Genomic DNA, 9,932 nt, shown 5'->3' with positions numbered 1-9,932 from the left:
CTTGGTTGGAGAAGCGATCGAAGGGATACGAGATCAAGTGTTTCTGGTATCCAAAGTGTACCCGCACAACGCGGGTCTGAATCGCATCGTCGGCAGCTGCGAACAAAGCTTGAAGCGATTAAAGACGGACCGTCTCGACCTTTATCTTCTTCACTGGAGAGGAAGTATTCCTCTAAGCGAAACGGTAGAAGCGATGGAGCAGTTGGTCGAAGCAGGGAAAATTTTGCGATGGGGCGTCTCGAACCTGGACACGGACGATATGAAAGAACTGTTCGACGCGGCGCAAGGGACGCATTGCATGGTCGATCAGGTGCTGTATCATCTCGGTTCCCGCGGCGTAGAATACGACCTGCTTCCTTGGTTGAGAGAGCGAAAAATCCCGACGATGGCCTACAGTCCGCTCGCCCAGGCGGGCACTTTACGAATAGGGTTGGTTGAGCATCCAGCGGTTAAGGAAATTGCCGATCGACATGGCATGAAGCCGCTTCAGATTCTCTTGGCTTGGTGCATTAGAAGCGGTGACGTAATTGCCATTCCTAAGGCGTCGACAGCAGCGCATGTCGAAGAGAATGCAGAGGCGGAACGTATTAAGCTTACCGAGGAAGACTTGGTGATGTTGGATGAGGCGTTCCCCAAACCGACTAGAAAGGTTCAGCTCGACATTATTTAAGAACGTCTTCACATGAAAGTTCCCGCAGGATAGACTTGTTTGATGGATTCTCGTATTTCAAACCGCTGCTTTTCCGTCAGTTTCGACAACTGTAGCACATCTAAGGGTTGAATATCTAAATAGTTCGATGGAAGGAGATTCCGCATGCCACTGAATCGCGCTTGTCACGTCGCATGCCCTACAGCAAACTCCTGACCGAATCTCCGAACCAGTCCTTTAGAGGAACAGATTATTTTGTGTTTTTTACCTTCCAGAAAGAAAGCCTGGCCTATGTCCAATCAAGAACTATGTACTGAGCGTATGATTATACCGTAATGAAAATTAACTTGAAGGGAATGATTAAATATGGGTGCAAGTTGTGCTGGTTATGGTGGTTACTCCTCAGCTGCGGTGGTATTGGTCCTTTATGTTTTACTTGTAATCGTTCTTGCAGTTTTTGCTTGGTAATACACCGGGTGTAACAGTAAATACCCCTTTCTTCTTAAGAAAAATTCATTTCAAGACCATTATGATAATAATTTACTTCAACAAGAGGGTTTTCAAGGCCATGGTTTTTTGTCGGAAATGGGATAAAGTTCTTGTCATGAACATTGTCCGAATGAGGTCCGCGTAAACCGCGGGCTTTTTTAGTTATCGGATCAAGTTCTTGTCATTTGGCGATTACTCTCCCTCGGGAACTAGCGCGGCGGTGGAACTACTAATCCATCGCTTGTTTTCGTTTCTGCCAGATCTGCTTAACTAACGGGAGGATTGCTTCATCAGTTGTCGAATCCATTGCTCATGAATACTTCATTTTAAGGGGGGGCATGGCATGGAAATAAAGATACGAGAAATTGAAACAAACGATTCTTCTAAAGTTGTTTTCTTATGGAACGATGTACTTGGCGTTCGTACTGTTACGATTGAGAACTTTCGCGTTACAATGGAACAAATGAGCAAAGCCAGCAATTACAAAACATTTGTAGCCTTAATTGAAAATCATATCGTTGGTTTCATATCTATCGTTCATGCATTAGCTGTAGGGTCTGCGAATGGTTATCTGCATATAACCGGTCTTGCTGTTCATAGTGATTATCAGCGTCATGGAATAGGCACTGAACTGCTACGATTTATAGAAAACTATGCGAAAGACAGAGGCATAGCCAGCATTATTCTATGTACCGGGATGAAGCGCACCAAGGCCCATGCGTTCTATAAGTATAATGGCTACGACAAAGATTCATACTGCTTTGATAAAGTTATTAATCTTGACTAATGAATAACCAATTTGCGTTCAACTAAATGTAATGACACAAACATATACTAATACAATGCGAACATTGTTTACGGAAAATTCTGATTTTGATAAAATTTAAGTAAAATACTGTCGAATAAGGAGGTTTTTATGTACCAGCCTAATCCTAATTAAACGTAGCGATCATGGTGGTGGCAAATTATACACAGTAAAAGGAGTAATAAATCAGCAAGAATAAATTGTACTGCTATTCATGTAATCAGGTACATTTTTTTTCGTTTGTTCGGATCGTTTGGGTCGGGGATATAAACCCAGTGATTAGTATCGGCTTGCCAATAGTCATTGGCTGTTCAAACGTAAGTGCACACTCATAAATGCTTCGTCAACAGGATAAGCTAAAACCAGGTTCCGACCGAAGGCGGGTACGAGCTCAGCGAATAAGGGGAAAGTCATCACTCTGAAATCAAGTATTAACGATCGCTTGATCATGGGTTGACATTTCGTCGTGTAGTAACTACAATGGTTACAACGGTGGTGATGCTAAGTGAAACAGATCAGTAGCAGATTTTCCATTGCTGTTCACATCCTTTCTCTGATCGCCGTTAGCTCCAAAGATTGTACCGGCGATTTCATTGCGGGTAGTGTGAATACGAATCCTGTTATTATCCGCAGAATTATGGGGATGCTTAAGAAGGCGGGTTTGGTGGACATTCGTCCAGGGGTGGGCGGAGCTTCCTTACTGAAAGATCGGGATCAGATCACGCTTCTGGACGTTTACCGCGCCGTGGAAGTCATCGAGGACGGTCAACTGTTTAATTTTCACGATGACCCAAATCCCCAGTGCCCTGTTGGCCGGAACATTGAAGCAGCTCTTCGTTCGGAAATGAAGGAAGCTCAATCCGCGATGGAACAAAGGCTGGCTCAAGTGAACTTAAGCCAGCTGGCAGCTCAGTTTGTGTAATAAAAAGCTCATAGAGCTTTTATTATGCTGTTGTTGTAACCAAAATTGTTATAACGAAGTGAAAATAATAGATTAGACAAAATGGAGGGATTACGATGAAAATTTTGGTGACAGGCGCAACAGGGACATTTGGATCGATTGTAATAGAGACCTTATTGGAAACCGTGCCAGCCGAGAATCTGGCCGTCAGCGTTCGAAACCCGGAGAAAGCGGAGAGCCTTCGTACCCGCGGCGTGGATGTACGGCATGGGGATTTTGACCAACCGGAAACCCTAGACAAAGCGTTCGCGGGTTTCGACCGCCTCTTGATCGTGTCCACGGACGGCGATAACGAAACGCGGATACGCCAGCATGCTGCTGCAGTAGCGGCAGCTCAGCGCGCTAATGTCGGCTTTATTGCGTATACCAGCCTAGGAAATGCAAGTGAAAACACGATTTTCCTAGCGCCGGTGCATCGTGCTACTGAGGAAGCCATTAAAAACACGGGGATCCCTTATTCCTTCCTGCGCAACAACTGGTACTTGGAGAACGAGATCAGCAGCATTCAAGCGGTCCTTGGAGGAGCGCCTTGGTTGACCTCGGCGGGGTCCGGCAAAGTAGGTTGGGCGACCCGCCGCGATTATGCGCAGGCTGCTGCAGCGGTACTGGCTGGCGAAGGCCACGAGAATACCATTTACGAGCTGTCAGGCAAGCTTACTTCGCAAGAAGAGTTGGCTTCGATCCTTGCCGGCGTCTTGGGCCGGGAAGTTCCCATTCAACAAGTGGATGACGCCGCTTATGCGAGCATCATGAGCAGCGCAGGCGTACCTGAACCGGTCGTTCCGATTCTGGTTGGCATTCAGAGCGCGATTCGCGAAGGCGCATTGGAAGTTGAGAGCAATGATTTTCAGAAGCTGCTGGGACGTCCGACCACGCCGCTCGAAGAGGCTGTCCGTCAAATTGTAAACGAAATTCAGTCTTAATTAAGCGCGCGAAGCACACAAGGGCTTCAATTGCTAACAGTCTGGTTTGTAAAATCGGTTAAGAAATCTATAATGGGATTATCTGCATAACATTCTTCTAAGGGGGATATCTGTATGTCATTGAAAGGGAAACGCGTCGTTGTAGTAGGAGGCACCTCAGGAATCGGATTGTCGACTGCCAAAGCATTTCTGGATGAAGCGGCGCAGGTGATTGTAGCCAGTCGCACTGCTGCAAAGCTTTCAGAAGCTAAGCAAACGCTTGGCGGGAATGTCGAAGCGTACGAGCTGGATTTTCGGAGTGAAGAGAAAGCCGCGGAATTTTTCAAAAAGGTGGGCCAGTTCGATCATCTGGTGATCACAGCGGGCGAAGGAGCGATGGGTGAATTCCGCGAATTGCCTGTTGAACAGGCGCAAACTGCTTTTGACAGTAAGTTCTGGGGCCAGTATATCACCGTTAAAGCGGCGATCCCCTATTTGAACAAAGAAGGCTCCATCTCCTTGACTTCAGGTGTTTACGGCAAAAGGCCTCCGAAGGGAGCATCCACGCTGGCCGCGATTAATTCGGCGCTGGAAGGTTTGATGCGCGGATTGACGGTCGACCTTGCCCCGATACGGGTCAATGTTGTTTCTCCCGGAATCGTAGATACGCCTATCTACGCAGGCATGCCTGAAGAACATCGGAAATCAATGTTCGATGCCATTGCGAAGCAATTGCCAGTGGGACGGGTGGCACAACCTGAAGATATCGCCGAAACCTATGTTTACCTTGCGAAAAACGGATTCACTACTGGCTCCGTTATTCTCATCGAGGGTGGGGCGCTTCTGTCCTAGAAAATCAAGTGTTATCATTAAAAGTGAAAGCCCAATCCATGGCTTTTGCCGCAGAAACCTTCGACGCGATAATTAGTATAGGATCTTTTGAAATGATAGGCGAAGAGCGTCCTCATGCCTTATCCGAAATGATTCGAGTTGCAAAAAAAGGGGCATGAATTGGTATTGCAGAACCAATGTGCTTACCAGGACCTATACCAGATGATATTCCAGATTCAAAATTAAAACGAGTTTTCAAAAATGTTTTTCAACATTGCAATGGAATTGCGAATTGTTCACAAACCAATGACTAAAGCTAATCGATAGTTATTACTTTGAAGATGCTTTTAGATGGTGGGAAGAATATCGTGATCAGGGACGTAACTCGGAGACAGAACAGCAATTCATTACCCAAGACAATGGTCGATGGATATCATTAGGGCTTGTTGTCGGTGAGAAATAATTAGGTTAAATGAATGAGCCACTCTATGATGAGTGGCTCATATTTGTATTTTATAATTAACTCGAAAACATTCATTGTGGAACTTATTTATTAGAGTACAAAAAAATATCGTATATAGTGTATGACACTAACTAAATGCCAGAGGACAAGAACATATAGCCATACTCGAATGACAAGCGGCTTTACGGATGATGGCCGATCATGAAACTCGGGTAAGTAGTACACTTGTGAGGATTCGACGCAGACACGTGGGTTGTGGGCGATTGCGATGACCCACCAAACAAAACCTTTATCGGTGGCGAGCTTTTTATCAGGAAAAATACGGGAGTCGTTAGAATGGCTATTTTTCGGGGGAACCTCAAAACTGCTGCTCGCAAAAAGTAAGCTAGAGTTTCGTAACTCGTTGCGTAATCTGCATTATCCCGTATCAGTCGTGGCATTCGTTGAGGCTGACATCACACTTGAAGATTTGTCCTGCCATACCATTCAACGGGAATTAGTCAGTGACGAGAAATCGATTTTTTCATTAACGAGACTGGGGTTCAAGACTTTGAATCCCTGGTATTTCTAAGCAGAGCCCAATGTTGGTAATTGCCCAACATGGACTTAAAGAGAGTTTATTTACAGCGAACCCCCAAAACGATGGGAATCTATATCAAAAATGATTGGGCTTGAACTAATTTCGGGATTTCGAAATGCTTTGACTACAACCGTTACACAATTTAACAATACAAATGCTTCGATCTCTATGTCATTTACAGAAGAGGGAGGATTGTATGGAATATGAAACCTTTCTTAGGTATTAAAACGTCTAAATATACAACAAGTTTATCAAGGTTGGTATTAAAGGAGCGTGATGAATGAGTATGAAAAAGTTTATTTTAGGTGCTTTGGTTTGTGTTGTTCTCGTTGGACTATCGGCATGTTCTAAAGATAACGTCCAACAACAATCGCCAAATATAACCCAACCACAGTCGCCAACGACATATACTCCCGCAACAGAACCTATCGTGGCAGGGACTTCATCATCATGCGATATTGCTCCAAAACAACTAACTCTGGCGGGGAAAACGTATCTTCTATCGAATAACGCCAAAGCTGAGGAAGGACCAATGAAACTAGCGTACATCAAGTGCGAAAAAGGGACATTTACGATGGGCGATGCAGATAATGGTTATGTTATATTTAGTACGGGTAAAACTAATGATATTTACTTGGCGGGAGGACGCACTGAAAAGGGGCTTCATCAATTTTATTCCTTAGAGGAAGCAGCTCAATCCCCAGGCTCTAACAAAGCTAATGTAACTCCTACACCACTGTCTACAACATCTAAAGTCGCTGCCTCGGATTCGATGCAACTCATTGGCACTTACTCAAATCAGTCCGAGCAAGTATCGCTTTATAATTCCACAGACGGCATAGTCGTGAAAAGCAGTTCAGATAAAGGAAAAACATGGAGCTACGCTGTACCATTACCGTTCAAGCAAGATTGGGAGAAGCAAATCCAAGCTGGAAATGTTTATACTTCGCTTCTATCCAGTTCATCACCAAGCTGGATCTTATTAACTTCGGACCCAGCCTTAGGACTCATGAATAAGTCGTTATATGAGTCGAGTGACAATGGTAAGACATGGATTTTCATTAATGATGTTTCTCAAGTTATCGATGGATATGTTACGGGAATCTCCTTTCGCTCACCGACCGATGGATGGATTTCAGCTACCTATCACCAAGATACAGCCATGGTCCCTCTATATCGCACGAAAGATGGGGGAAAGACATGGTTACTCCAAAATATCCCGATACCGAAAGGATATAAATATGGAAATGCCTATGCTCCAGTATTTAATATAAATAACGCTCAATCGGGAACGTTGAAAATCGAGTTTGTCAGCGATACAAGTAAGGATGAATTTGAATTTATTACGAAAGATGGCGGGGAAACTTGGGTTAAAAAATAAACACATACTTTCAAGATCAATATCCGTTACAGCTAATAAATTAAAGTGGGAAGGGGATGAGATATTGAGCAAAAAGCAAAAATTAATATTTAAAATTTCCATTGGTTTAAACATAATTTTAATAGCTTTTGTAGCTTGGGGATATATGAAGATAAATTTTGTAGAAGAACAGATATTCATTACAGAGGTACAACATAATTTAGTCGAATTGGAAGGCTTAATTGCTAATCAAATAGATAATAATTGGTCAGACCCCAACTTAGTAACGACTGAATTAGGAGACGTTTTGAACGGAATTTGGCTTGGTATCACAGCTGGCGAACAATTAGGAACTCTCTCCAAAAATGATAAGAAAATTCTTAATAACTTGTATAATAAATTAAGGCAATTTCCTAATAATGATTTATATAAGTTTGCTGATTTAACTGAAGAGGACAAAAATAATTTTGAAGACTTGCAAAAAATGCTTCGTGAAGTTGGGTTAGGCTTAAGAATTCAAGTTAGTGGTGATATGAAATACTTTATAAAACAAGCAGAGAAATTAGAAGGGAAAATTAAAGTTCCACTATAATTTGTCATTATTTCTCATTCCGCTAACGGGACACGATAACGCAATTACGCTTAGCAAGGAAGGAGTGTGTTTAGTGAATTCTTTAGACGTGAAACGAAGTAAACCTGTGTCACCAATAATAGCGAGTATTCCGCACGGTTCATCTCAAATCACACCTGAAATGTTAGCGAGTAAGAAACCTGAAATAGTACTGTCAAACAATGATTGGTTTTTAAATGAACTTTATAGCTTTCTGGAAAGATTGAATATTACAACTGTTTCTGCTGATTATAGTCGATACGTGATTGATGTTAACAGGGAGATAAGCCTTAATAATCGTGCAGAGGATTACACCAAGTCGTTAGTTTATCAAAAATCCACTTTCGGAAGGGATTTATACGACATACCACTATCTGAAGAAACCATTTTAAACAGAATTGAAACCATCATCTTTGACAATGCATCGTAAAGCGTATTTACTTGATTTACATAGTTTTTATATCCAGTCGACTAAGGATATTGTTTTAGGTACATGTCATGGCATGAGTTGTTCTCATGAGTTTTTAGAAGTTGTTCGAAGTGCTTTTATTGAAGAGGGATTTACAGTTAGCGTGGATGAGAAGGGACTTACGGGGGGCTATATTGTTTCAAAATATGGTTCATGGACCAATGTGGAAGCAATTCAGATTGAACAAAGATACACGACATATATAGAGAATCGTATGTTTGGCGAAGAAGAGGTCACTGCAAAAAATGATGAACTCTTCAAGGAAACCCAGATCCGTTTGGTTAGGGTGTTTCAGAAAATTAAAACTCTAATATTATGACAATCAGGGAGTAGATCGCCGCGGCCGACTGCTGCTCCCTTTTTCATTGAAGTAAGGGGCAGGATACTTGTGTTTATCTAGAGAAGAATACTACCAATAAAATAAATTGGTGGAGGCGGAAAATGGGAGTTACGATTCATTATGAAGGCACTGCTAAGAAAGAAAACGAAGTGAAAATATTACGTTACATAGAAGATTACGCAAGGAGTAACGAGTGGCAGATTAACATTAATGAAACCAATTCAATTATGGTATCACCACATCCAGATTGCGAATCTCTCGTTATACGTTTTAATGAAAACCAAGAGTTTTCTGGTTTTGTCAAAACCGGGTTTGCTCCAATTGAGATTCACCAACAATTTGTAAAATTATTTTTTGAGCTAAAGCCAATCCTAAAGCATCTTAATATTGAAGATGAGAGTGGGTATTGGCTCGAATATATTGAAAAAGCATCTAGAAATACCACCAAAGAGCTTACGGAATTTCCCGCAATAAGTGAGAAGGATATTGTTAAGCCAGAGTTTCTTCAAATTCCTGTGTATGCGTCAGAGTTTGATCGAAGTTTTTGGAAATCAAGCTCCAATTATTTAGCACCTTTTATGCATATTCCTACAGTGCGAGACAGAATGGGATATGATTTATTGAACGGATCTTATATTTTGACTTCGGAGGAAATGGGGCAACTTTTGGAGAGTGAAGGTTTTACTGTTCCTCCAGAAGACTGGAAAGATGAAGTCTTTTATTTTATTAACTTAGCAATATTGTGGGCTTGGAAACGTTCAACCAGAATGAAGGTTACAGTGATGAGAAGAAATAAATGCATATCCTTCGGATGGGCATTAGGACGAGGTTGTCAAGGGTTTGGTGGAGGCTTTTTGAATCAGACACATCGGCGGGCACATCTAGCAATAGATAACTTAAAGCAAAAAGAAGCGGAAGTAAGCCCAATAAGGAGTTTGCAGATTTTGTATAGTCTTTTTGATTTTGTGGGTTTAAGATAGCAAAGTTGTACTTGAAACCACAAATGCGCTTGCTTATCACCATACCCGTCCATTTTATCCAGTGCATATTGTAACAATTCCAAAAAGACATATTCCATCACTTTTAACTTTAGAAGAAGGCGATAATGCCCTGCTAATTGAGTTAATGGATACTGTTAAGAAAGTGGCATCCAAAGTGGTTTCAGAACATGGGGCATGTAGGGTGATAACAAATTTAGGGAAATATCAAGATTCAATTTTCGAAACATCTTCATTACGAGTCTGTTATCCGACAAATCATAGACATATGTATAAAATACGGATTTTGTGATTATGTGAATAAATACGATAAGCGCGTTGTCCTCTTTAATATTTGTCGGATGACAAGAATTTGTTCCGATAAATGACAAGAATGTATTCCGAATTCTCCCTCCCATTTATTATACAATAAAAAGCTGATCTCTTGGATGATCAGCTTTTATTTAACGATTCTTTTTGAATTTTCCTCGCATAT

At 41.9% G+C, this 9,932-nt stretch carries 11 protein-coding genes and 1 pseudogene; all 12 read left to right on the top strand.

Annotation, left to right across the window (positions count from 1 at the left end; translation table 11 throughout):
• The coding region (locus EJQ19_RS21840; protein ID WP_164716663.1) for an aldo/keto reductase at positions 1-670 on the top strand (670 nt) is incomplete at its 5' end.
• A gap of 811 nt (positions 671-1,481) precedes the next feature.
• Positions 1,482-1,925 carry a GNAT family N-acetyltransferase gene (locus tag EJQ19_RS21835; RefSeq protein ID WP_126143360.1) on the top strand — a complete coding sequence of 148 codons (444 nt, stop codon included), beginning with the start codon at positions 1,482-1,484 and terminating at the stop codon, positions 1,923-1,925.
• A gap of 523 nt (positions 1,926-2,448) precedes the next feature.
• Positions 2,449-2,865: an Rrf2 family transcriptional regulator gene (locus EJQ19_RS21830; RefSeq protein ID WP_126143359.1), complete on the top strand. Its 417-nt coding sequence runs from the start codon at positions 2,449-2,451 to the stop codon at positions 2,863-2,865.
• 95 nt (positions 2,866-2,960) lie between these two features.
• Positions 2,961-3,827, top strand: a complete 867-nt coding sequence (locus EJQ19_RS21825; protein WP_126143358.1) for an SDR family oxidoreductase — start codon at positions 2,961-2,963, stop codon at positions 3,825-3,827.
• A gap of 114 nt (positions 3,828-3,941) precedes the next feature.
• Positions 3,942-4,658, top strand: coding sequence for an SDR family oxidoreductase (locus EJQ19_RS21820; RefSeq protein WP_126143357.1), 717 nt, complete (start codon positions 3,942-3,944; stop codon positions 4,656-4,658).
• 8 nt (positions 4,659-4,666) lie between these two features.
• Complete coding sequence (locus EJQ19_RS33090; RefSeq protein ID WP_420901692.1) at positions 4,667-4,816, top strand: class I SAM-dependent methyltransferase; 150 nt, start codon at positions 4,667-4,669, stop codon at positions 4,814-4,816.
• Positions 4,817-5,960: 1,144 nt separating this feature from the next.
• Complete coding sequence (locus tag EJQ19_RS21810) at positions 5,961-7,061, top strand: WD40/YVTN/BNR-like repeat-containing protein (RefSeq protein ID WP_126143355.1); 1,101 nt, start codon at positions 5,961-5,963, stop codon at positions 7,059-7,061.
• 64 nt (positions 7,062-7,125) lie between these two features.
• Positions 7,126-7,632 carry a hypothetical protein gene (locus EJQ19_RS21805; RefSeq protein ID WP_126143354.1) on the top strand — a complete coding sequence of 169 codons (507 nt, stop codon included), beginning with the start codon at positions 7,126-7,128 and terminating at the stop codon, positions 7,630-7,632.
• Positions 7,633-7,705: 73 nt separating this feature from the next.
• Positions 7,706-8,080, top strand: a complete 375-nt coding sequence (locus tag EJQ19_RS32905; RefSeq protein WP_164716662.1) for an N-formylglutamate amidohydrolase — start codon at positions 7,706-7,708, stop codon at positions 8,078-8,080.
• Entirely contained in the window at positions 8,070-8,438 is a 369-nt protein-coding gene (locus EJQ19_RS32900) for an N-formylglutamate amidohydrolase (RefSeq protein ID WP_277600976.1), read from the top strand. Before EJQ19_RS32905 ends, EJQ19_RS32900 begins: the two co-directional genes overlap by 11 nt.
• A gap of 122 nt (positions 8,439-8,560) precedes the next feature.
• Positions 8,561-9,439 carry a hypothetical protein gene (locus EJQ19_RS21790; protein WP_126143351.1) on the top strand — a complete coding sequence of 293 codons (879 nt, stop codon included), beginning with the start codon at positions 8,561-8,563 and terminating at the stop codon, positions 9,437-9,439.
• Between the two features lie 7 nt (positions 9,440-9,446).
• Positions 9,447-9,749, top strand: a pseudogene (locus tag EJQ19_RS21785) (HIT domain-containing protein); the annotation flags it as partial.
• Between the last annotated feature and the right edge of the window lie 183 nt (positions 9,750-9,932).

Source organism: Paenibacillus whitsoniae (assembly GCF_003955665.1).
GTDB lineage: Bacteria > Bacillota > Bacilli > Paenibacillales > NBRC-103111 > Paenibacillus_E > Paenibacillus_E whitsoniae.
Note: the sequence above shows the minus strand (reverse complement) of the source record. Positions and strands in the feature narration are given on the sequence as shown.

Excerpts from the sequence above, each read along its gene's own strand:
- EJQ19_RS21835 (WP_126143360.1), top strand. The coding sequence starts at position 1,482 with ATGGAAATAAAGATACGAGAAATTGAAACAAACGATTCTTCTAAAGTT.
- EJQ19_RS21825 (WP_126143358.1), top strand. The coding sequence starts at position 2,961 with ATGAAAATTTTGGTGACAGGCGCAACAGGGACATTTGGATCGATTGTA.
- EJQ19_RS21820 (WP_126143357.1), top strand. The coding sequence starts at position 3,942 with ATGTCATTGAAAGGGAAACGCGTCGTTGTAGTAGGAGGCACCTCAGGA.
- EJQ19_RS21810 (WP_126143355.1), top strand. The coding sequence starts at position 5,961 with ATGAGTATGAAAAAGTTTATTTTAGGTGCTTTGGTTTGTGTTGTTCTC.
- EJQ19_RS32900 (WP_277600976.1), top strand. The coding sequence starts at position 8,070 with ATGCATCGTAAAGCGTATTTACTTGATTTACATAGTTTTTATATCCAG.
- EJQ19_RS21790 (WP_126143351.1), top strand. The coding sequence starts at position 8,561 with ATGGGAGTTACGATTCATTATGAAGGCACTGCTAAGAAAGAAAACGAA.